General features: G+C 60.6%; 19 protein-coding genes. 8 read left to right on the forward strand and 11 right to left on the reverse strand.

Annotated features, from left to right (window positions below):
* Positions 1-52 precede the first annotated feature (52 nt).
* The 3 genes from plsB (at position 53) to KVG87_RS22445 (ending at position 3,789) form a co-directional block, all read left to right on the forward strand.
* Positions 53-2,554, forward strand: coding sequence for a glycerol-3-phosphate 1-O-acyltransferase PlsB (plsB, locus tag KVG87_RS22435; protein ID WP_217852637.1), 2,502 nt, complete (start codon positions 53-55; stop codon positions 2,552-2,554).
* A gap of 119 nt (positions 2,555-2,673) precedes the next feature.
* A complete protein-coding gene (locus tag KVG87_RS22440) occupies positions 2,674-3,072 on the forward strand; it encodes a YbaY family lipoprotein (RefSeq protein ID WP_217852639.1) in 399 nt (132 codons plus the stop codon).
* Between the two features lie 27 nt (positions 3,073-3,099).
* A complete protein-coding gene (locus KVG87_RS22445; protein ID WP_024011760.1) occupies positions 3,100-3,789 on the forward strand; it encodes a DUF4197 domain-containing protein in 690 nt (229 codons plus the stop codon).
* Here KVG87_RS22445 and KVG87_RS22450 read toward each other — a convergent pair.
* From KVG87_RS22450 to KVG87_RS22460, 3 genes are all read right to left on the reverse strand, one after another.
* Positions 3,786-5,177: a Fic family protein gene (locus tag KVG87_RS22450; protein ID WP_076566091.1), complete on the reverse strand. Its 1,392-nt coding sequence runs from the start codon at positions 5,175-5,177 to the stop codon at positions 3,786-3,788. The two genes, KVG87_RS22445 and KVG87_RS22450, sit on opposite strands and share 4 nt — an antisense overlap.
* Positions 5,178-5,746: 569 nt before the next feature.
* Positions 5,747-8,815, reverse strand: coding sequence for an efflux RND transporter permease subunit (locus tag KVG87_RS22455; protein ID WP_217852641.1), 3,069 nt, complete (start codon positions 8,813-8,815; stop codon positions 5,747-5,749).
* A 6-nt stretch (positions 8,816-8,821) separates the two neighbouring features.
* Positions 8,822-9,922 (reverse strand): efflux RND transporter periplasmic adaptor subunit, encoded by a 1,101-nt coding sequence (locus KVG87_RS22460; protein ID WP_041478148.1) that lies wholly within the window; start codon positions 9,920-9,922, stop codon positions 8,822-8,824.
* 94 nt (positions 9,923-10,016) lie between these two features.
* Here KVG87_RS22460 and KVG87_RS22465 point away from each other — a divergent pair, with 94 nt between their 5' ends.
* Positions 10,017-10,670: a TetR/AcrR family transcriptional regulator gene (locus tag KVG87_RS22465; RefSeq protein WP_076566085.1), complete on the forward strand. Its 654-nt coding sequence runs from the start codon at positions 10,017-10,019 to the stop codon at positions 10,668-10,670.
* Positions 10,671-10,754: 84 nt separating this feature from the next.
* Here the strand turns inward: KVG87_RS22465 and KVG87_RS22470 are convergent, their stop codons facing one another.
* Entirely contained in the window at positions 10,755-11,537 is a 783-nt protein-coding gene (locus KVG87_RS22470; protein ID WP_225930969.1) for a class I SAM-dependent methyltransferase, read from the reverse strand.
* Positions 11,538-11,629: 92 nt separating this feature from the next.
* Between KVG87_RS22470 and KVG87_RS22475 the strand changes: the two genes are divergently transcribed.
* Positions 11,630-12,250: an energy transducer TonB gene (locus KVG87_RS22475; RefSeq protein WP_076566083.1), complete on the forward strand. Its 621-nt coding sequence runs from the start codon at positions 11,630-11,632 to the stop codon at positions 12,248-12,250.
* A gap of 3 nt (positions 12,251-12,253) precedes the next feature.
* On the opposite strand, the gene KVG87_RS22480 is transcribed toward KVG87_RS22475, so the two are convergent.
* From KVG87_RS22480 to ppc, 7 genes are all read right to left on the reverse strand, one after another.
* Positions 12,254-12,946: an extensin-like domain-containing protein gene (locus KVG87_RS22480; protein ID WP_217852643.1), complete on the reverse strand. Its 693-nt coding sequence runs from the start codon at positions 12,944-12,946 to the stop codon at positions 12,254-12,256.
* Positions 12,947-12,948: 2 nt separating this feature from the next.
* Positions 12,949-13,785: an isocitrate lyase/PEP mutase family protein gene (locus KVG87_RS22485; RefSeq protein WP_217852645.1), complete on the reverse strand. Its 837-nt coding sequence runs from the start codon at positions 13,783-13,785 to the stop codon at positions 12,949-12,951.
* Positions 13,786-13,815: 30 nt separating this feature from the next.
* The gene (locus tag KVG87_RS22490; protein ID WP_041478155.1) at positions 13,816-14,676 is read right to left on the reverse strand and encodes a DUF72 domain-containing protein; all 861 of its coding nucleotides are present in this window, start codon (positions 14,674-14,676) and stop codon (positions 13,816-13,818) included.
* Entirely contained in the window at positions 14,676-14,984 is a 309-nt protein-coding gene (locus KVG87_RS22495; protein WP_024011752.1) for a hypothetical protein, read from the reverse strand. The genes KVG87_RS22490 and KVG87_RS22495 overlap by 1 nt, the downstream gene beginning before the upstream one ends.
* 292 nt (positions 14,985-15,276) lie before the next feature.
* The gene (tsaB, locus tag KVG87_RS22500; protein WP_095180471.1) at positions 15,277-15,951 is read right to left on the reverse strand and encodes a tRNA (adenosine(37)-N6)-threonylcarbamoyltransferase complex dimerization subunit type 1 TsaB; all 675 of its coding nucleotides are present in this window, start codon (positions 15,949-15,951) and stop codon (positions 15,277-15,279) included.
* 93 nt (positions 15,952-16,044) lie between these two features.
* A complete protein-coding gene (gene adk / locus KVG87_RS22505; RefSeq protein ID WP_217852647.1) occupies positions 16,045-16,695 on the reverse strand; it encodes an adenylate kinase in 651 nt (216 codons plus the stop codon).
* 300 nt (positions 16,696-16,995) lie between these two features.
* Complete coding sequence (gene ppc / locus KVG87_RS22510; protein WP_217852650.1) at positions 16,996-19,626, reverse strand: phosphoenolpyruvate carboxylase; 2,631 nt, start codon at positions 19,624-19,626, stop codon at positions 16,996-16,998.
* A gap of 213 nt (positions 19,627-19,839) precedes the next feature.
* Here ppc and KVG87_RS22515 point away from each other — a divergent pair, with 213 nt between their 5' ends.
* From KVG87_RS22515 to lptF, 3 genes are all read left to right on the forward strand, one after another.
* Entirely contained in the window at positions 19,840-20,184 is a 345-nt protein-coding gene (locus KVG87_RS22515) for a hypothetical protein (RefSeq protein WP_016771500.1), read from the forward strand.
* A gap of 366 nt (positions 20,185-20,550) precedes the next feature.
* Complete coding sequence (locus KVG87_RS22520) at positions 20,551-20,955, forward strand: DUF4398 domain-containing protein (RefSeq protein ID WP_024011747.1); 405 nt, start codon at positions 20,551-20,553, stop codon at positions 20,953-20,955.
* 55 nt (positions 20,956-21,010) lie between these two features.
* Positions 21,011-21,799, forward strand: coding sequence for a lipotoxin F family OmpA-related lipoprotein LptF (gene lptF, locus KVG87_RS22525; protein WP_024011746.1), 789 nt, complete (start codon positions 21,011-21,013; stop codon positions 21,797-21,799).
* Positions 21,800-21,801 lie beyond the last annotated feature (2 nt).

The following is a 21,801-nucleotide window of genomic DNA, read 5'->3' on the forward strand; positions in this document are numbered from 1 at the left end:
AACTGTCCGCCCCGAGCGCCTGCTCGGTTTTATTCACTCACGCAGAAGCCGTATGACCCGTTCCCCGTTCCGCCGTCTTGTGTTTGGCACCCTGCGCCGCCTGTTGTATCTCTGGGTTCGCTCCGAGACCATCAATCAGTCGTCGTTCACCCTCAACCTCGACCGCAGTCGTCCGGTGTTCTACGTCCTGCAAAACCCATCACTGACCGATCTGGCGGTGGTCGACACCGAGTGCACCAAGGCCGGCCTGCCCCGCCCGGTGCTGGCGGTGTCGGTCGGTACGCTGATCGAACCTGCGGCGTTTTTTTACCTGACGCCGGACCCGGACTGGCTCGGCCGTCAGGACAAACGCGGTGCGCCGCCGACTCTCACCCGTCTGGTCAGCGCGCTGACACAGAATGCAGCCGAAGACGCGCAGATCATTCCGGTCAGCGTGTTCTGGGGCCAGTCGCCAGACAGCGAAAACAGCGCGTGGAAACTGTTGTTCGCCGACAGCTGGGCAGTCACCGGGCGCCTGCGCCGGCTGCTGAGCATCATCGTCCTCGGGCGTAAAACCCGCGTGCAGTTTTCCGCGCCGATCCACCTGCGCGAACTGATCGATCACAACAAGGGTCATGAGCGCACCGTGCGCATGGCGCAGCGCATCCTGCGCGTACACTTCCGCAACTTGAAAGCCGCGGTGATCGGCCCGGACATTTCCCACCGACGCAATCTGGTCAAAGGCCTGCTCAATCAGCCGTTGGTCAAACAGGCGATCCTCGACGAAGCCGAGCGCGAAAAAATCTCGCCGGAGAAAGCCAAGGCCCAAGCCCTGCGCTATGGCAACGAGATCGCCTCGGACTACACCTACACCGCGATCCGCTTTCTAGAAGTGGTGCTGAGCTGGTTCTGGAACAAGATCTACGACGGCATCAAGGTCAACCACATCGAGGGCGTGCAGAACGTCGCGCAAGGTCACGAAGTGATCTACGTGCCGTGCCATCGCAGCCACATCGATTACCTGCTGCTTTCCTATCTGCTGTTCCGCAACGGCCTGACCCCGCCGCACATTGCTGCCGGGATCAACCTGAACATGCCGGTGATCGGCAGCCTGCTGCGTCGCGGCGGTGCGTTCTTCATGCGCCGCACGTTCAAGGGCAATCCGCTGTACACCTCGGTGTTCAACGAATACCTGCACACGCTGTTCACCAAAGGTTTCCCGGTGGAGTATTTCGTCGAGGGCGGGCGCTCGCGCACCGGGCGCATGCTGCAACCGAAAACCGGCATGCTCGCGATCACTCTGCGCAGTTTCCTGCGTTCGTCGCGGATGCCGATCGTGTTCGTGCCGGTGTACATCGGATACGAGCGCGTGCTCGAAGGCCGCACCTACCTCGGTGAGCTGCGCGGCGCGAGCAAGAAGAAAGAATCGATCTTCGATATTTTCAAAGTGATCGGCGCGCTCAAGCAGCGCTTCGGTCAGGTCGCGGTCAACTTCGGCGAGCCGATCAAACTGGCGGAATTTCTCGACGCCGAGCAACCGGACTGGCGCCAGCAGGAGCTCGGCCCGCAGTTCAAACCGGCGTGGCTGAACGAAACCACCAACCGCCTCGGCGAGAAAGTCGCCCGGCACCTCAACGAAGCGGCCGCGATCAATCCAGTGAATCTGGTGGCGCTGGCACTGCTGTCGACCACGCGTCTGGCCCTGGATGATCGGGCCATGGCGCGGGTGCTGGATCTGTATCTGGCGCTGCTGCGCAAAGTCCCGTATTCGCCGCACACCACCTTGCCGGAAGGCGATGGCCGGGCGCTGATCGAGCATGTGAAAGACATGGATCTGCTCGCCGAGCAGAACGATGCGCTGGGCAAGATTCTGTATCTGGACGAGCAGAACGCGGTCCTGATGACTTACTACCGCAACAACGTCCTGCACATTTTCGCTCTGCCGTCGTTGCTGGCGAGTTTCTTCCAGAGCACCTCGCGCATGAGCCGCGAGCAGATCCTGCGCTACACCCGCGCGCTGTATCCGTACCTGCAATCGGAGCTGTTCATCCGCTGGAGCCTGGAAGAACTCGACGCGGTGATCGATCAGTGGCTGGAAGCGTTCGTCGAGCAGGGCCTGCTGCGTTTCGAGAAGGACGTTTACCTGCGCCCGGCGCCGAGTTCGCGGCATTTCGTCCTGCTGACACTGCTGTCGAAAAGCATCGCGCAGACCCTGCAGCGGTTCTACATGACCGTATCTTTGCTGCTCAACAGCGGCCAGAACAGCATCAGCGCCGAAGAGCTGGAAGACCTCTGCACAGTGATGGCCCAGCGCCTGTCAATCCTCCATGGCCTGAATGCGCCGGAGTTCTTCGACAAGAGTCTGTTCCGCCACTTCATCCAGACCCTGCTCGACCTCGACGTCCTGCGCCGCGACGAAGCCGGCAAGCTCAGCTACCACGAACTGCTCGGCGAGCTGGCCGAAGGCGCGGCCAAGCGCGTGCTGCCGGCGGAGATTCGCCTGTCGATCCGCCAGGTCGCGCTGCACCGCAGTGAAGATGCGGCGGATCAGATCACGCCACAGCCTGAGGCTTGAAGCCTTACCCCTGTGGGAGCGAGCCTGCTCGCGAAGACGGAGTGTCAGTCGCCATTTATTTTGACTGATCCAGCGCTTTCGCGAGCAGACTCGCTCCCACATTGAAAGGAGATTCACCCATGAAAAAACTGCTGACCATCGCTGCCGCCACCCTGCTCAGCGCCTGCCAATCAACCATACCCGCCGGCAAGGCAAGCCTCGACGGCGAAGTCTCCTACCTGCAACGCATCGCCCTGCCCCCGAGCGCGACCCTGAGCGTGAGCCTGCAAGACGTGTCGCTGGCCGATGCACCCGCCATCGTCCTCGCCGAACAGAAAGGCCCGATCAAAGGCCAGGTGCCGCTGCCGTTTCATTTGAGCTACGATCCGGCGCAGGTCAAACCCGGCCATCGTTATTCGATCAGCGCACGCATTGAAGTCAACGGCGAGCTGATGTTCATCACCACCGAAAACCACGCCGTGCAACTCGACGGCAACGACCCGCAGCCGCTGAAAATCCGCGTCGACGCCGTTCGTTAATCCATTTTTCGCCACAAGGAAGCCGCCATGCGCCGCCCTACCCTTCGCTTCGCCGCCGCCTGCGCCGGTCTGCTGATCTCCGCCAACGCCTTGGCCTTGTCGCTCAACGACCTGTCGCAACAAGACGCCACCGGCGGCCTCAAGGACGCCCTGACCCAAGGCGCCCAGATCGCCGTGAAACAGCTCGGCACCCCGGGCGGCTTCAGCAACAACCCCGAAGTGAAAATCGAACTGCCGGGCAAACTCGGCAAAGCCGCGAGCAAGATGAAAGCCTTCGGCATGGGCGCCCAGGTCGAAGAACTGGAAACCGCGATGAACAAAGCCGCCGAATCCGCCGTGACCCAGGCCCAGCCAATCCTCGTCGATGCAGTGAAGAAAATGAGCGTGGCCGACGCCAAAGGCATCCTCAGCGGCGGCAATGATTCGGCGACCCAATACCTGAACAAATCCAGCCGCGAACAGATCCGCGCGAAATTCCTGCCCATCGTCAAACAAGCCACCGACAAGGTCGGCGTCGCGCAGAAGTACAACTCGTTTGCGGGCCAGGCCGCTGCGTTTGGCGTGGTGGACGCGAAGAGCGCAAATGTCGAGAACTACGTCACCGAGCAAGCACTGAATGGCCTGTTCGAGATGATCGGCAAACAGGAAGAAACCATCCGCCAGAACCCGGCCGCTGCGGCGACGAGTCTGGCGAAGAAAGTGTTTGGTACGCTTTAAGTCGTTACAACATGGGGGCGATTCAATTCGCTCCCATGCTTGCCTCCACGTAAAGAACTACGTAAAAAAAACACCCACTCCCGCCCCATATTCCTTCTCTCAAAAAGCTGCAATTGGTCCAGCCCTTCCAGAATCGACGCCGCCTCGCTACCCGAGCAGGAAAAATTTTCCGCGACATTGCTCGCCGTAAACTCCTTCGCCTCCCCGCTTTTAGCCACCTGATACACCGCGCGCTGCCGTTCCGTCAGTTGAGCAATTACGCCAGAGCTCGTCAGCCAGCGCTGAAAGTCCTGAGTGTCTGCCAGACTCTTGCGGTACACAGTTGTAAAACCGACCACGGCTCGCAAAACAACCGCGCATTGAAACTCGATGAAATAAGTCAGATCCAGCTCATCCGCCTCGGTGTGCAGGTAGGAGCGTCCGTATTTCACCGGTGCATTGCGCAGCAGCAGACTGATCGCAATGTAGCGAAACGCCGCGAACTCATGTTTGAACATGAACCAGTAAAACAAGGCTCTCGCGACCCGCCCGTTACCGTCGCGAAATGGATGTTCATAACCCATGGCGAAATGCAGCGTCACGGCCTTGATCAGTGGATGCAGATAATTTTTGTCCAGAATCGAGGCAGCGGGCCGGTTGATCCAGGCGGACAGCCTCGCCAACCGCGCGACCAATCCTGCAGCAGGAGGTGGTCGGTGCACGGTGTTGCCTGAACCATCCTGAACAACCACCTCATCATTGGTCCGGAACAATCCTGGGGAATACTGCTCGTCATCGATCCCCTCCATACCCACTCGATGGATCTCTGCAATCAGCTCAATGCTCAGAGGTTCATAACGCTTTTCCCAAGCGAAATTCATCATTCGATAATTACCCATGACCATGCGCTCATCTGGCGTCCGCGGCTGGCGCTGATGCTTGAGCATGTCCTTGGCTACGCGCGTGGTAGTCGCCGCGCCCTCCAACTGGCTACTGGCGATGGCTTCGTCTTCGATCAGGTCATTGAGCAGACAGGAGAAATGCGCCCGCTCGCCGATCTGACTGGTCATGTAATCCAGCGCGGCCGTACTGGCGTAACGATCCACCACAGCCAAGGTTTTCTGCGCCAACGGCGTTGGCACGTATTTGCCCCACTGCACCGGCTCGCCCAACGGCAACAAATGAATGTACTGGGCCGCCCGCGCCTTCTTCACCAACGCCCAACAAAGATTCGCGTCCAACCCAGCCGCCCAGCGATAGCGCAACGCCTCGAATGGCAGATAGCGCCCCTGATCATCGAGCGGCTTGAGCAGCGCCAGATAATCCGCAAGTCGTTGCTTGTGGGGCGAGCGGGCCAACAGGTCGAAAACAGGATCCGTTCTGCCAGCTAATGTCGGTGGTTTCTTCATCAGACAGACTCAAGGACTCGGAAAAGCAGAACCCGGAGTACAGCATTGGACGGCAAGCGCCTCAAGATCGGAGGACTCTGAAAAAGCTGTAGGAAGGCAGCGTGAATTGGCGATTCGAAATGAATTGGCTGTCAGACCGCCTTCGCGAGCAGGCTCGCTCCCACAAAAGCAAAGCAGCGCAGCTGCCCGCGGCAAAGCCGCCCCACTCAACAATGAGCGCAAGCTCGAGTACCGCTTTTGATCTTGATCCACCGGCGACGTCGGAAGGCTGAGTGGAGGGATTGATCCGGGCGTGGGAGCGCAGCGACCGTACGACGCAGTCGTACACAGCGAGTGTAGGTGCAGCGAAGCAAACCGGAGCCGCTGCGCCCGGATCGATCCCGCAGCGAAGGAACCCGAGCCTGCGAGGGCCGAACGCAGGAGCAAGCGTTTTGGGTTACCTTTTTGGCGTTTGAAAAAGGTGACCCGCCGTAAGGGCGGAACCGTAATCAGCAACACCCACAGCAACGGATATACACCCAAAACCCCCAAGTCATGGTCGGCCCGAAGGCCGCCACGACACAAAAACCTCAAGCCTCCTTACGCACCCTGAACCAGGCCGCATACAACGCCGGCAAAAACAACAGCGTCAGCGCAGTCGCGACAATCAACCCACCCATGATCGCCACCGCCATCGGCCCGAAAAACACACTGCGCGACAGCGGAATCATCGCCAGCACAGCCGCCAGCGCCGTCAACACAATCGGCCGGAAGCGCCGCACCGTCGCCTCGATGATCGCCTGCCAAGGCTTAAGCCCGGACGCGATATCCTGCTCGATCTGATCGACCAGAATCACCGAATTGCGCATGATCATCCCGGACAACGCGATGGTCCCGAGCATCGCCACAAACCCGAACGGCTGCCGGAACACCATCAGAAACAGGGTCACCCCGATCAAGCCCAACGGCGCCGTCAGAAACACCATCGCCGTACGCGAGAAACTGCGCAACTGCACCATCAGCAAGGTCAGCACCACGACAATGAACATCGGCACCCCGGCATTCACCGACTTCTGCCCGCGCTCGGAATCCTCCACCGTGCCGCCGACATCCAGCAGATAACCATCGGGCAACTCAGCGCGAATCGGGTCCAGCGTCGGCATGATCTGTTTGACCAGCGTCGCCGGTTGCTCCTTGCCATAAATGTCAGCGCGTACGGTCACGTTCGGCAGGCGGTTGCGGTGCCAGATGATGCCTTCCTCGAAGCCGTATTCCAGCGTGGCAATCTGCGACAACGCCACACTGCGACCGTTATCCGTCGGCACCGCCAGGCTCGGCAATAACGACAATTCAGTGCGCTCGTGCACGGTGCCGCGCAGCAGAATCTCGATCAATTCGTTGTCTTCCCGGTACTGGCTGACCGTCGAACCCACCAGCGAACTCTGCAGGAATTTCGCCAGATTGGCCGTGCTTACACCCAGCGCGCGGGCGCGATCCTGATCGATGTTCAGGTAGACAACTTTGCTTGGCTCTTCCCAGTCCAGATGCACGTTGACCACATGCGGATTCTCGCGAACCTTTGCCGCCACCTTGCGCGCCAACGCACGGACTTCTTCGATGTGCTCGCCCGTGACGCGGAACTGCACCGGATAGCCAACCGGCGGGCCATTTTCCAAACGAGTGACCCGCGAACGCAGGGCCGGGAACTGTTCGTTGAGGGTTTCGATCAACCAGCTGCGCAGCGCTTCACGCTCTTCGATGGTTTTTGCCAACACCACGAACTGGGCAAAACTCGCCGCCGGCAGTTGCTGATCCAGCGGCAGGTAGAAGCGTGGCGAACCGGTGCCGACGTAGGCCACGTAATTGTCGATGCCAGCGTGCTCCTTGAGCATTGCTTCGAGGCGTTTGACTTCACTGGTGGTGTTGGCCAGCGAAACGCCTTCGGCCAGTTTCAGGTCGACCATCAACTCCAGCCGGTTCGAAGCCGGGAAGAACTGCTGCGGCACAAAGCGGAACAACATCACCGAGGCAATAAACAGGCCCACAGTCAGCACGATCACCGTCTTGCGATGGGCCACGCACCATTCCACCAGACGCCGCACGCGCTGATAAAACGGCGTGGCATACGGATCCGGTTGACCATCGCCAGTGCCGTGTTTTGCCGCGTGAATTTTCGCCAAATCCGGCAGGAGTTTTTCCCCCAGATACGGCACGAACATCACCGCCGCGACCCATGAGGCGAGCAAGGCAATGGTCACCACCTGGAAAATCGAGCGGGTGTATTCACCGGTGCCGGACTGCGCAGTGGCAATCGGCAGGAAGCCGGCGGCGGTGATCAGCGTGCCGGTAAGCATCGGGAATGCGGTGCTGGTCCAGGCATAACTCGCCGCGCGAATGCGATCGAAGCCCTGCTCCATTTTGATCGCCATCATTTCCACGGCGATGATCGCGTCGTCCACCAGCAGACCCAGCGCCAGCACCAGCGCACCGAGGGAAATCTTGTGCAGACCGATGCCGAGGTAATACATGCAAGCGAAGGTCATCGCCAGCACCAGCGGAATGGTCAGCGCGACGACCATGCCGGTGCGCACGCCGAGGGAAAAGAAGCTCACCAGCAAGACGATCGCCAGTGCCTCGACCAGTACCTGAACGAACTCGCCGACGCCGGTTTTTACCGCTGCCGGCTGATCAGACACCTTGCGCAGTTGCATGCCGGCCGGGAGGTTTTTCTGGATCCGCGAGAACTCGCCCTCCAGCGCCTTGCCCAGCACCAGAATGTCGCCGCCGTCCTTCATCGCCACGGCCAGACCGATCGCATCGTCGCCCATGAAACGCATGCGCGGCGCCGGTGGGTCGCTGAAACCGCGACGCACATCGGCGATATCGGCGATGCGGAACGTACGATCGGCGACGCGGATCGGAAAGTTCTTTATCTCATCGACTGTCTGAAAATTCCCCGAGACGCGCAGCTGCAAGCGCTCGCTGCCGGTTTCGAAGAACCCCGCCGTGGACACCGCATTCTGTTCCTCCAGCGCCTGCTGCACCGCCGCCAGCGGCAAGCCGAGGGTGGCGAGCTTGACGTTGGACAGCTCGACCCAGATTTTCTCGTCCTGCAGGCCGAGCAGTTCGACCTTGCCGACGTCCTTGACCCGCTGCAGTTGAATCTGGATGCGGTCGGCGTAATCCTTGAGCACGGCGTAGTCGAAACCGTCGCCGGTCAGCGCGTAGATATTGCCGAAGGTGGTGCCGAACTCATCGTTGAAGAACGGCCCCTGAATTCCCGGCGGCAAAGTCTGGCGGATATCGCCGACCTTCTTGCGCAACTGATACCAGAGATCGGGGATTTGCTTGGAGTGCATCGAGTCGCGGGCGATGAAGGTCACCTGGGACTCACCGGGGCGGGAGAACGACATGATGCGTTCGTACTCGCCGGTTTCCATCAGCTTCTTTTCGATGCGTTCGGTGACCTGACGCGAGACCTCCTGCGCGGTCGCGCCGGGCCAGCGGGTCTGAATGACCATCGCCTTGAAAGTGAACGGCGGGTCTTCGCTCTGGCCGAGCTTGGTGTAGGACAACGCGCCGACAACGGCGAGCAAAAGCATCAGGAACAGTACGATCTGGCGATTACGCAACGCCCATTCGGAGAGGTTGAAGCGCATCGGGGCTTACTCCTTGTTCGCCAGATTGACCACACGGTTGGAGCGATCCACTGGTCGCACCTGCTGGCCGTCGAGCAATACGTGAACGCCGGCAGCCACCACCCAGTCGCTGGCATTCAAGCCCTCGAGCACCGCCACGCTTTTCTCGCCGAACGGACCGACCCGCACCGGGGTTTTCTTCAACGTGTTGTTGCCGTTGACCACCCAGACGTAAGTCGCGCCGTTTTCAGCGGTCAGCGCGGAAAGCGGTATCGACAACGAGACACTGTCAGCCGATTGCACGAACACCCGGGCGCTCTGCCCCAGCTCGGCCGGGACTTTGCCGCTGGTGAACGAGATACGCGCGGCAAAAGTGCGCGAGCGCGGATCGGCGGATGGCGACAACTCGCGGATCTGCCCGGCAAACCGCTGATTCTGCTGCGCCCACAATTCCACGGTCACTGGCTGACCGACCTTGAAGCGGCCGAAGCTTTGCTCCGGCAGGCTGATCAACACTTCGCGCTCACCATCGGTGGCGAGTGTGAACACGGTTTGCCCGGCAGCGACCACCTGACCGACTTCCACCGAACGCTTGGCCACCACACCATCCTGCGGCGCACGCAGCACCGCGTAACTGGCCTGGTTGGTCGAAACGTTGAATTCAGCTTTGATTTGTTTAAGGCGGGCTTCGCCGGAGCGATATAGATTTTCGGCGTTGTCGTAGGCCGAGCGGCTGACCATCTGCCGATCCATCAGGGTTTTATAGCGATCCCGTTCGGCGCGGACCAGGTTCAGATTGGCCTCGGCGGCGGCGACCTGCGCGCGGGTGGCTTCCAGTTGCAGGCGCACGTCCTGCGGATCGAGTTCGGCCAAGGGCTGATCGGCCTTGACGCGCTGGCCTTCGTCGACCAGTCGTCGGCTGACTTTGCCGCCGATGCGGAATGCCAGATCAGGCTCATAACGGGCACGCACCTCGCCCGGATAACTTTCCATCGCCTGCGCCGAAGGCTCGGGCTGTACCACCATGGCCGGTCGCACGGTGACCTTGGTCACCTCTTCCTGACCGCACGCCGATAACAGGAACGCCAGACTGACTGGCACGGCAAAGGACAACGCATGGCGGAACATGGTGACGGACCTTTCGCGAATGAGGCTTGGAATATTTATACTGGCGGGTATGGTATTAATAGCAAACTCACCAGTCCAGTATTAAAAGCGAAGAATGTCGAACAATCTTTCAGCTCCAAACGGCCCGGGCCGCCCCAAGGATCTGGCCAAACGCCAGGCGATCCTCGATGCGGCGAAAACCCTGTTTCTCTGCCATGGCTACGCCAACACCAGCATGGACGCGGTTGCCAGCGAGGCGGGCGTGTCGAAGTTGACGGTCTACAGCCATTTCAACGACAAGGAGACGCTGTTCTCCGCCGCCGTCGTCGCGAAATGCGAGGAACAATTGCCGCCGCTGTTCTTCGAATTGCCGGACGGCATCGCGGTGGAAAATGTATTGCTGAACATTGCCCGGGGCTTTCACCAACTGATCAACAGCGATGAATCAGTGAACCTGCACCGCCTGATCATGGCGCTGGGCAGTCAGGACCCGAAGCTGTCGCTGATCTTCTTCGAGGCTGGCCCAGAGCGCGTGGTCAACGGCATGGAAGGTCTGCTGGCGAAAATCCATGCAACCGGCGCGCTGAGCATCGACCAGCCACGCAACGCCGCCGAGCACTTCTTCTGCCTGATCAAAGGGGCGGGAAATTTTCGTTTGTTGTACGGCTGCGGCGAGCCGCTGACCGGAGAGGCAGCGGAGCGGCATGTGCGGGAGGTGGTGGGGTTGTTTATGAGGGCCTATGGGGGAGGAGCAGCTGCGAGCTTCTAGCTACAAGCTGCAAGAAAAAGCAAAAGCAGTGAATTGGCTCTGGCTTGTAGCTTGCAGCTTGCAGCTTGCAGCTTGCAGCTGCTTCTAGGGCTTCAGTGCTTTCTTCGGATAAATGTCATACCGGCTCGATTTGCCATCCAGCGCATGGCTCGGTTTCGGCCCTTCGATGCACGGCGCCTTGCGCGGGCGTTTGACTACCACCCGATGCGTGGCCAGGGCCAGCGCCGCTTCAAGCAGGGCCGGGGCATCCGGATCATCACCGACCAGCGGGCGGAACAGGCGCATTTCCTTTTTCACCAGCGCGGTTTTCTCGCGATGCGGGAACATCGGGTCGAGATAGATCACCTGCGGCGCCTCCCCTTCCCAACTGCGCATCACTTCGATGGAATTGCCCTTGAGCAGTTTCATCCGCGCCACGATCGGCGCCACGTCGAAATCTTCTGCCGCCCGGGCCAGGCCGTCCTCAAGCAGCGCGCCGATCAGCGGTTGACGCTCGATCAGGCTCATTTCACAACCAAGACTGGCCAATACAAACGCATCCTTGCCCAAGCCCGCCGTGGCATCCAGCACCCGCGGGCGCACGCCTTGGGCGATGCCGACCGCTTTAGCGATCATCTGGCCGCTGCCGCCGCCATACAAACGACGATGCGCCGCGCCGCCTTCGACGAAGTCGACCCGCACCGGTCCAGGCGCATCCGGGCCAAGCTGCTGCAACTGCAAACCCTGCTCGCCGACCTGCAAGGCGAACTCACCGTCGGCCTCGCCGAGCGGCAGGCCGAGACGTTCGGCCCAGTGCTCGGCTTGCGCTTGAAACGTCGGGGCAAGGGCCTGGACATGGATGCGGCAGGCCGCGGGTGACTCGATCATGAAAAAACGCTCAAAAAAGTTAAGGATCGACAAAAACCGCCGATAAACCATTCAACGCGCATTTTGCCAGAGCTGAGCGTCAACCGAAAAAAATGTCAGGCATTCTTCCCACATCGATTGGCTACGTTTCGCCCCATGGCGACTTCAGCCGTCATAACACTCAAGCACTGAGCGGCGTCAGTCACCTGTGGCAGGATTTCTTTGCCCAGGCTCTGGCCGAACAGACGAGTGAAGTGGTGCCTGCCTGTGGCACGTTTCCACCGGTAGACCTGAACAGCCCGGAAGAACCAACCGTTGGCAGCGAGCTGCACGCGCATATCGTCAGCCAGCGCGAGTGCGATGTGGTGGAAACCGAAGTTCGTCCGCCAGAGCCGCTGTTCCTGCCGATCGCCGAGTTCGAAATGGAGCTGCTGGACAAGCCGTTCCCACCGTTCCCGCCAGAAGAACTCAAGGCTCAGCAAGAGCAACAGGATTTCGACAGCAGCTGGGTACGCCCGATTGTGATCAACAATGGCCAGCCAGTGCCGGAGCCAGGCCCTGCTCCGCAGAAACGTCCGCTGTACCTGCCGATTGCCGAGTTCGACCTGGACTTGCTGCAGAAGCCTTACCCGCCGTTCCCGCCGGAAGAAATCGTCGAGCAACAGAAAGCTCTGGACTTCGATAATGGTTGGGCTCGCCCGATCGTTCTGCAGAACCTGCGCCTCGCCGCCTGATCCTCAGCGACACACGCTCCAGCGCCCGACATCGACATGAAAGTGATTGCGATGAGCGGCATTGTAGTCCGGACTCAACACCACACTGAATGACTCACAGGCGCCGTCACGCAGCTGTCGCAGAAACTCTGCGTCCTGATTTTGCTTGGGCCAATCCTTGAGCACGCTGATCGTGCGTCCGTCAGCCAGGCGGAAACCGGCGATGTCCAGCGCGTCGGCACTCGCATGTCGACTGAGGGCACCGCTCTCACGGTTGTAGACATTGCGGCAGGCAAAGCTGCCGAGGTGATCGACCCGCGCGATTTTCTGGCCGTAAACCGATTGCGCCGCCGGTTGCAGGGTGTGGTGTTCAAACATTGCGTAGGCCACCGCCAGCGGGCAACTGGCGATGAAACTGCTGCTCAGCGCCACTCCACCGCCCTGCACCCGCAGAGCACCGATCAGCGGACACTTGGCGCTGGGGCTGTCGGCTTGGGGGCTGACGCGCAGATCCGAGCTGCTCAATGCCTGTGCGCAAAGCGCGGGATCACTGCGCAGGCGCATGAGTTTGTAACCGGTGAGCCAGTTGGGCGCGGCTTTTACGTCCAAGGGCGCCCACGGGTTCCACTGTGGTGGCACGTCCAGCCAGCCACGCCAGACACTCACCGCGCCACCAGCGATCGCGAGCAACACCCCCCAGAACAGCCAACGTCCCATGCTCAGTCCTTGCAGAGTTGATTGGCCCTGGCATACGGCATCGACTGTGACGTGAAGCCAAAGGTGCCGGATTGCTGGATTTCCTCAGCCGCGCGGAAAAACTCGCCGAACGCCGCCAGCGCCAGTGCCGAGCCGGTGCTGATCCGCCGGACGCCTAGTTCCTCGAGCTGTTGCACGGTCAGTTTCAAACCGCCAGACATCAACACATTGACCGGTTTCGGCGCCACCGCTTGCACCACTGCCAGCACTTCTTCGGCGCTGCGCAAACCCGGCGCATAGAGCACGTCGGCACCCGCTTCGGCAAATGCCTGCAAACGGCGAATGGTGTCGTCGAGATCGGGATTACCGTGCAGGTAATTTTCCGCGCGAGCCGTAAGAATGAAGGGAAACGGCAGGGTGCGCACCGCCGCGACAGCGGCTTCAATCCGTGCAACCGCGTGTTCGAAGCAATAGATCGGCGCGTCCGCACGGCCCGTGGCATCTTCGATCGACCCGCCCACGGCACCCGCCTCTGCGGCGCGCAGAAGACTCTGCGCAGCCTCGACCGGATCATCGGCAAAGCCGTTTTCCAGATCCACCGCCACCGGCAGATCCGTCGCCGCGACAATCGCGCGGACATTGGCCAAGGTCTCGTCGAGACTCAACGCGCCATCAGGCTTGCCTTGGGAAAACGCGTAACCGGCGCTGGTGGTGGCCAAGGCCTGATAGCCAAGACTGGCGAGCATCTTCGCCGAGCCGGCATCCCACGGATTGGGGATGACGAAGATCCCCTGGCGATCATGCAGGGCCTTGAAGGCTTGGGCTTTGAGGAGTTGCTGTTGACTGACTTGGACGTTCATCGACGGGCTCCCGGGCAGAAAAAACCCGCCTCAGAGCAAGCCAAGCTGCTCGGCGGCGGGTTCTCTGTATAGCTCAGGCAGCGCGGGCAAGCCAGGCAAACGTTGCATCAGTTGTGCGTGAAAACGTTGCGCCAGTTTCGCTGCCAACAGGTTATCGGCCGTATGCAGAAAGACGTAGGGCGTGCGCCCCTCTTCGATCCATTCAGCAATCTTCGCCACCCACGGCACGAGAAACGCATCGTTGGCCTCAAGCTCGGGATGGCCAATGAAGCGCACCTGCGGAAACTGCGTGAACGCCGCCGGACGGGTCGGCACTCGCGGCTTTTTCGACTGCGCGTGGATCACCGAGGACTCGGTCGACAAGCAGCTGAACAGCGCGCGCGGGTCGAGGCAGATGCGCTCGACACCGCGATCCAGCAACAGACGATTGAGCAGACGCTCGCTCTCGCCCTTGGCGAAGAACTGTTCATTGCGCACCTCGACCGCAAGCGGGCAATCCAGCGCATCGATAAACGCCGCGAGCTCCGGCAGACGCTGCGGCGTGAAGCTTTTCGACAGTTGCAGCCACAGCGGCGAAACACGTTCGCCTAATGGCTTGAGTAATTGCAGGAACGTTTCGGCAGCGGTCAGTTGCTCACGCAAGTCGCCGCTGTGGCTGATGTCGCCGGGGAATTTGGCAGTGAAGCGAAAGTGCGCCGGCATGATCTCGGCCCAGCGTTGCACAGTGGCTGGCGACGGGCTGGCGTAGAAGGTGGTGTTGCCTTCGACGGCGTTGAACACCTGGCAGTAGAGAGCGAGAAAGTCGGAGGTTTTTGCGTCTACCGGATACAGATACTCGCGCCAGGCATTTTCGCTCCAGGACGGGCAACCGAGGTAGTAAGGCAGATCCATCAGATATACAGATCGAGGCCCAGCACGTCTGCGTCCCAATCGACAAAACCGGCGGTGCTCAGGTAGCTGGCCAGAGCCATGGCTACGCTTTTCTTCATCGCGCGGTGGTAAATCATGTCTTGTTGACGGGCAGGCAGGTTGCTCAGGCGTTGCGCGGTGGCTTGGGCAGCACGGGCGGCCAACTGCTCTTCGCTCGGGAATTCCAGCTCACCGTCGATGATGTCGACGGACTCATCCAGCGCCGCATTGCCTTTACGCGGCTTGCGCTTGATGGGGTAGGACTGAGTGGAAACGCCGTCTATACGCATAATGTCATGCTCGGTATCAATGATGGCAATTTAGCGGCACTTGACCGACTTAGCAAACCGCCGAGTGATAACTAGAACACATAAAGCGCAAAAGGTTTAAAACCGGAGCTGGAAACTGACGATTGGCAGGATTTGCAGAATGGCGCATGCGCCTGTGGCGAGGGGATTTATCCCCGTTGGAGTGCGCAGCACTCCCCTGCATTTTCTCAGTGCCGCCGCATTTTCAGGACCTGCGACTGCTGCGCAGCCGAACGGGGATAAATCCCCTCGCCACAAAATCAGCCCGGAGGTATCAGCGGGCTTTCGGGGTGGCGACTTTATCGCGCAGGTAAACCGGCTGGGCGTCATCTGCCGGGATCGCCTCACCGCGCTCCCAAGCGAAACGCGCCAGGGTCAACAGGTCTTCGGCGTGGGGCAGCATGCCGGCGTCGGAGCCGCTCAGATTGACCGCGATGCGCTCGCCGTAGCCCCAACCAGTACCGGCACCGAACCAATCGCCACTTGCATCAGCGGGCAACGCGGCGACTTCCGGTGGTAACACGGCTTCGGCGCCAACCAGACGCATCTCCCCCGCCGTCTCGCGGTAGCAGCCCCAATACACTTCATCCATCCGCGCATCGATCGCAGCCGCGACCTGGCTTACGCCATGTTCACGAAAGGCACGCTGGGCCAGCACGGCAAGGTTGGATACCGGCAATACCGGACGATCCAGAGCAAAGGCCAAACCCTGCACCACACCAATGGCAATGCGCACACCGGTGAACGCGCCCGGGCCACGGCCGAAGGCAATCGCGTCGACCGCTTGCAACGTGGTGCCCGCATCGGCGAGCAATTGCTGGATCATCGGCAGCAGCTTCTGCGCATGCAGGCGCGGGATCACCTCGTAATGGCTCGTCACCTTGCCGTCATGCAGCAAGGCAACGGAGCAAGCTTCAGTCGCGGTGTCCAGGGCCAGCAAGGTGCTCATCGATGTTTCCAAAACAGGGGTGGGAAAAAGTGCGTCAGTATAAACAACAACGGCCCGCAAGCGGGCCGTGGATGATGCAGCCGATCAGACTTTTCAGCTCAGCGCGGCCAGCACCTTGGTGGTGATTGCATCAACCGAACCAACGCCTTCGATGTGGCTGTACTTTGGCTTGCCGCCGTTCTTGGCGGAAAGGTTCTGGTAGAACTCCACCAGCGGTTTAGTCTGCGAATGGTAGACCGACAGGCGATGACGCACGGTTTCTTCAGTATCGTCCTTGCGCTGCACCAGCTCTTCGCCGGTGATGTCGTCCTTGCCAGCCTGTTTCGGCGGATTGTAGATGATGTGGTAAACGCGGCCACTGGCTTCGTGGACACGGCGACCGGCAATACGCTGCACGATTTCTTCGTCTTCTACAGCGATCTCGACCACGGCATCCAACTCGACACCGGCAGTGACCAGCGCTTCAGCCTGCGGAATGGTGCGCGGGAAGCCGTCGAACAGGAAACCGTTGGCGCAATCAGGTTGAGCGATGCGGTCCTTGACCAGCGCGATGATCAGGTCATCCGACACCAGGCCGCCGGCATCCATGATGCTCTTGGCTTGCACGCCCAGTGGAGTGCCAGCCTTGACCGCAGCACGCAGCATGTCGCCGGTGGAGATTTGCGGAATGCCGAATTTCTCGGTGATGAACTTTGCCTGAGTACCTTTACCGGCCCCGGGAGCTCCCAGCAGAATGACGCGCATCGATGTGCTCCTCAATTTTTTATATAAAAGCTTTACAAAACAAAGGATTCGCTCGTAACCGGCGGATCCTGAAAATACGGGTCGTGGCCGCACAAACGGCCAAAGGCTGATCAAGATACACAGCAGGCTGCGCCCACACAAGACGCCAAAAGTCGGAGAAACCGACGCCCGCCGTGACCTTGCGACGCGGTAACCCAAGTCGCAACCCCATCAATAACTGTCGCTTCGCGGCACTTTCCTACGGCAGGAGAAGCGGCATCCGACCCTTGTCGCGAATGCCGCCTGAGGTGCCCAGCAACCTTAGCCGGTATTGCGCAATCCGGCGGCAATCCCCGCCACAGACACCAGCAGCGCCTGTTCTACCGGGCTGCCCTGCTCGACATCCTGTCGCCGCGAACGCGCCAGCAGTTCCGCCTGCAATAGATGCAGCGGGTCGAGGTAGGTGTTGCGCAAGCGGATGAATTCGAGGGTGTCCGGGCTGTGCGCCAGCAGCTGCGACTGCCCGGTCAGGCCCAGTACCACGGAGCACGCCTGCGACAATAGGTCGCGTAACTGCGCGCCCAATGGCAGCAGATCAGCCTCGACCAAACGTTCGTCGTAGGACTGCGCAATATCCGCATCGGCCTTGGCCAGAACCATTTCCAGCATATCGATGCGCGTGCGGAAGAACGGCCACTGTTCGCGCATCTGCCCCAGCAACTCACCTTCGCCGCGCTCCAGCGCCTTGCTCAACGCAGTCTCCCAACCCAGCCAGGCCGGCAACATCAATCGGGTTTGGGTCCAACCGAAGATCCACGGGATCGCCCGCAGGCTTTCGATACCGCCCGCACGGCGTTTGGCCGGACGACTGCCGAGCGGCAAACGTCCGAGCTCCTGCTCCGGGGTCGACTGACGGAAGTACTCAACGAATTGCGGATTTTCCCGCACCACCTGACGGTAAGCGCTGACACCGTCCGCCGCCAATTCGTCCATCAGATGGCGCCATTCAGGCGTCGGCGGCGGCGGTGGCAGCAAGGTCGCCTCGAGCACGGCAGCCAGATACAGATTGAGGTTTTGCTCGGCGATGTCCGGCAGGCCGAATTTGAAACGAATCATTTCGCCCTGTTCGGTAGTACGGAAACGCCCGGCCACCGAACCCGGTGGTTGCGACAGAATCGCCGCGTGCGCCGGACCGCCGCCACGGCCAACGGTGCCGCCGCGACCGTGGAACAGCAGCAGCTCGACTTGCTGCTCACGGCAGATTTCCACCAGTCGTTCCTGCGCTCGATATTGCGCCCATGCCGCAGCGGTGGTGCCGGCATCCTTGGCCGAGTCGGAATAGCCGATCATCACTTCCTGCGGGCCATGCAAACGCGCGCGATAGCCCGGCAACAACAGCAGACGCTCCATCACCGGCCCGGCGTTGTCGAGGTCGGCGAGGGTCTCGAACAGCGGCACCACGCGCATCGGCCGCAGTACGCCGGATTCCTTGAGCAGCAGTTGCACCGCGAGCACGTCGGAAGCGGCGCCGGCCATGGAGATCACGTAGGAGCCCAGCGACGCAGCGGGCGCGGCGGCGATTTCCTTGCAGGTGTTGAGCACCTCGGCGGTGTCCGCCGATGGTTTGAAATGCGCGGGCAGCAACGGACGACGGTTGCTCAGCTCCTCGGTGAGGAAGTTGATGCGCTGTTCTTCGTCCCATTCCTCATAGCGGCCGAGGCCGAGGTAATCGGTGATTTCCGTCATCGCCGAGCTGTGCCGGGTCGAATCCTGACGCACATCGAGGCGCACCAGAAACAGGCCGAACGTCACCGCCCGACGCAGGCAATCGAGCAACGGGCCGTCGGCGATGACGCCCATGCCGCACTCGTGCAGCGAGTTGAAACACAACTGCAAAGGCTCAAGCAGATCGCGATTGTCGTGCAGCACATCGGTGGTGGCCGGGGTCGGCGCGGTCAATGCAGCGTGCGCCCAATTGCGCGTCGCACGCAGACGTTCGCGCAATTGTTTGAGCACCGCGCGATACGGTTCGGCGCTGTCGCCGGCCTTGGCCTTCAGCGCGTCGCTGGCCTGCTGCATCGACAGCTCGGCAGCAAGGTGATCGACATCGCGCAGGTACAAATCAGCGGCCATCCAGCGCGCCAGCAACAACACTTCGCGAGTGACGGCGGCGGTGACATTGGGGTTGCCGTCACGGTCGCCGCCCATCCACGAGGCGAAGCGGATCGGCGCGGCTTCCAGCGGCAAGCGCAGACCCGTCGCGGCGAACAGCGCCTGATCGGCCTTGCGCATATGGTTGGGGATCGCCTGCCACAACGAATGCTCGATCACCGCAAAGCCCCATTTGGCTTCATCGACCGGCGTCGGGCGGGTGCGGCGGATTTCTTCGGTGTGCCAGGCTTCGGCGATCAGCCGTTGCAGTTTGCTCTGGATCTGCTCGCGCTCGGCGCTGGTCAGGTCGCGATGGTCCTGCGCGGCCAGTTGCGCGGCGATCGCGTCGTACTTCTGGATCAACGTGCGTCGCGCCACTTCGGTCGGGTGCGCGGTCAGCACCAGTTCGATTTCCAGGCGCGCCAGTTGCCGGGCCAGAGATTCGGCGCTGTGCCCTTCGCTGCGCAGGCGCGCGAGCAGTTCCGGCAACACCCGCGACTCGAACGGCGCCGGTTGCGACTCCTCGCGGCGATGGATCAGCTGATATTGCTCGGCGATGTTGGCCAGGTTGAGAAACTGATTGAAGGCCCGCGCGACCGGAAGCAATTCGTCTTCACTCAATTGATTGAGGCTGGCGCTCAGCTCAGCGTCCATCGAGCCGCGCCGGTCGGCCTTGGCGCCTTTGCGAATCTGCTCGATCTTGTCGAGGAACGCCTCGCCGTACTGGTCTCGAATGGTGTTGCCCAACAGCTCTCCGAGCAGGTGAACATCTTCGCGCAAGCGTGCATCAATATCGGTCATCAGCAGTTCTCCAGCGGTAATCGGGGACAGCGCAGAAACGAATGCTTTGCCAGAGAGTGCCGCTCTGCGCCGCTTCTTACAAGCAGGCGACGAATTGACTTTAAACCTTGCCGGCGAAAGCTAGTCTCAACAGTAAGCCGTACGACGGCCCGCCGCCGGCGCTGCCGGACACTCACCCAGGCCTGCCATCAGCAGGCGCTAAATGAGGTCATCATGAAAATTCGTGAACTCGCCCAGCATTGGGAAGAAAACGCCAAAGGTCGCCTGACCGACACCGGCTACACGATTCATCTGGACGTCGAAGCAGCCGCAAGGCTGGCGGCGATTGCCGAAATGTACCCCAAGCGTCACCCCGAGGAACTGCTCGGTGAACTGATCGGCGCCGCGCTTGAAGAATTCGAAGCGAGCCTGCCGTATGTGAAGGGTTCGACGGTAGTAGCGACGGACGAGGAAGGTGATCCGTTGTATGAAGATGTTGGCCCGACGCCGCGTTTTCTGGCGTTATCGCGGAGGCATTTGCATGATTTGTCCTCGGCTGAGAACAAGCAAAAGCACTGATTCCTGACACCGAGAAAAATGTGGGAGCGGGCTTGCCCGCGATGGCGGCAGTTCAGTCAAAGATGTGCTGAGCACGATGGCCTCATCGCTGGCAAGCCAGCTCCCACAGGGTACTGATCATCCCTGATATCACCTTAAAACTCACCCGCGCGTACCGCTCCAAAGCCCCAAAGTTCCCGCCCCAGAGCCTTGTCCAAACGGTCAATTAAATTTTTGGCGATAGGCCATCTTTTCTGAACTTTTCAAAAATGCCGCCGGTCGGAACAGGTAACCACGCCTGGAACGAGCGTTTCAATTCGCGTCTACAAGCGATGCTTTCGGCTCCTCTGCCAGGATGGATTCAGTTGTATTTTCAGGAGATGCCTAATGGAGTTGAAGACCATGAAAACCCAAACCTCGTTTTCCCACCTGCGCGGTCTGAAACTGGCCGCTCTGGCCATCGGCACCAGCTTCGTACTGGCCGGTTGCGCCGGTAACCCACCGACCGAGCAGTACGCCGTGACCCAATCGGCTGTGAACAGCGCCGTCAGCGCTGGCGGTACCGAATTCGCTGCGGTGGAAATGAAGCAGGCTCAGGACAAACTGAAACAAGCTGAAATCGCCATGCACGACAAGAAGTATGACGAGGCCCGTCGCCTGTCCGAACAGGCTGAATGGGACGCTCGCGTCGCTGAACGCAAGGCTCAGGCCGCCAAGGCCGAACAGGCTGTGAAGGATTCCCAGAAAGGTGTTCAGGAACTGCGTCAGGAAAGCCAGCGCACTGTGCAGTAAGCGCGCATCCCGACCGCAAAGCTGAAACTCTTACCGATAGAAAGGACGAAAAATTATGCGTAAGCAACTGATGATTCCCGCTCTTCTGGCCGCAAGCGTTGCACTGGCAGCCTGCTCCACCCCGCCTAACCCGAACCTGGAACAGGCGCGCACCAACTACGCCGGCCTGCAGGCCAACCCACAGGCGAGCAAAGTCGCGGCACTGGAAACCAAAGACGCCAGCGATTACCTGGACAAGGCCGACAAGGCTTATCTGGACAAAGAAGATGCAGCCAAGGTTGACCAACTGGCTTACCTGACCAACCAGCGCGTCGAAGTGGCCAAGCAGACCATCGCTCTGCGCACCGCTGAAAACAACCTGAAAAACGCCGCTGCGCAACGTGCCCAAGCCCGTCTGGATGCCCGTGACCAGCAGATCAAACAGCTGCAGGACAGCCTCAACGCCAAGCAGACCGATCGCGGCACCCTGGTGACCTTCGGTGACGTGCTGTTCGCCACCAACAAGGCTGATCTGAAATCCAGCGGCCTGGTGAACATCAACAAACTGGCGCAATTCCTCCAGGAAAACCCGGATCGCAAAGTGATCGTCGAGGGTTACACCGACAGCACCGGCACCGCGAGCTACAACCAGTCGCTGTCCGAGCGCCGCGCGACTTCCGTGCAGATGGCTCTGATCAAGATGGGCGTCGACCCTTCGCGCATCGTCGCTCAGGGTTATGGCAAGGAATATCCGGTAGCGGATAACGGCAGCGTTTCGGGTCGTGCGATGAACCGTCGTGTGGAAGTGACCATTTCCAACGACAACCAGCCAGTAGCACCACGTTCTTCGGTGAGCTCGAACTAAGC

This window comes from Pseudomonas siliginis, from assembly GCF_019145195.1.
Classification (GTDB): Bacteria; Pseudomonadota; Gammaproteobacteria; order Pseudomonadales; family Pseudomonadaceae; genus Aquipseudomonas; species Aquipseudomonas siliginis.

Bases quoted from the DNA above. Each gene is read 5' to 3' on its own strand.
- ppc (WP_217852650.1), bottom strand. From the start codon at position 19,626: ATGACCGATATTGATGCACGCTTGCGCGAAGATGTTCACCTGCTCGGA.
- KVG87_RS22480 (WP_217852643.1), bottom strand. From the start codon at position 12,946: ATGGGACGTTGGCTGTTCTGGGGGGTGTTGCTCGCGATCGCTGGTGGC.
- KVG87_RS22470 (WP_225930969.1), bottom strand. From the start codon at position 11,537: ATGATCGAGTCACCCGCGGCCTGCCGCATCCATGTCCAGGCCCTTGCC.
- KVG87_RS22520 (WP_024011747.1), top strand. From the start codon at position 20,551: ATGGAGTTGAAGACCATGAAAACCCAAACCTCGTTTTCCCACCTGCGC.
- KVG87_RS22485 (WP_217852645.1), bottom strand. From the start codon at position 13,785: ATGAACGTCCAAGTCAGTCAACAGCAACTCCTCAAAGCCCAAGCCTTC.
- KVG87_RS22475 (WP_076566083.1), top strand. From the start codon at position 11,630: ATGTCAGGCATTCTTCCCACATCGATTGGCTACGTTTCGCCCCATGGC.
- KVG87_RS22445 (WP_024011760.1), top strand. From the start codon at position 3,100: ATGCGCCGCCCTACCCTTCGCTTCGCCGCCGCCTGCGCCGGTCTGCTG.
- KVG87_RS22455 (WP_217852641.1), bottom strand. From the start codon at position 8,815: ATGCGCTTCAACCTCTCCGAATGGGCGTTGCGTAATCGCCAGATCGTA.
- plsB (WP_217852637.1), top strand. From the start codon at position 53: ATGACCCGTTCCCCGTTCCGCCGTCTTGTGTTTGGCACCCTGCGCCGC.
- tsaB (WP_095180471.1), bottom strand. From the start codon at position 15,951: ATGAGCACCTTGCTGGCCCTGGACACCGCGACTGAAGCTTGCTCCGTT.
- KVG87_RS22460 (WP_041478148.1), bottom strand. From the start codon at position 9,922: ATGTTCCGCCATGCGTTGTCCTTTGCCGTGCCAGTCAGTCTGGCGTTC.
- KVG87_RS22440 (WP_217852639.1), top strand. From the start codon at position 2,674: ATGAAAAAACTGCTGACCATCGCTGCCGCCACCCTGCTCAGCGCCTGC.
- KVG87_RS22490 (WP_041478155.1), bottom strand. From the start codon at position 14,676: ATGGATCTGCCTTACTACCTCGGTTGCCCGTCCTGGAGCGAAAATGCC.
- KVG87_RS22450 (WP_076566091.1), bottom strand. From the start codon at position 5,177: ATGAAGAAACCACCGACATTAGCTGGCAGAACGGATCCTGTTTTCGAC.
- lptF (WP_024011746.1), top strand. From the start codon at position 21,011: ATGCGTAAGCAACTGATGATTCCCGCTCTTCTGGCCGCAAGCGTTGCA.
- KVG87_RS22465 (WP_076566085.1), top strand. From the start codon at position 10,017: ATGTCGAACAATCTTTCAGCTCCAAACGGCCCGGGCCGCCCCAAGGAT.
- KVG87_RS22515 (WP_016771500.1), top strand. From the start codon at position 19,840: ATGAAAATTCGTGAACTCGCCCAGCATTGGGAAGAAAACGCCAAAGGT.
- KVG87_RS22495 (WP_024011752.1), bottom strand. From the start codon at position 14,984: ATGCGTATAGACGGCGTTTCCACTCAGTCCTACCCCATCAAGCGCAAG.
- adk (WP_217852647.1), bottom strand. From the start codon at position 16,695: ATGCGCGTCATTCTGCTGGGAGCTCCCGGGGCCGGTAAAGGTACTCAG.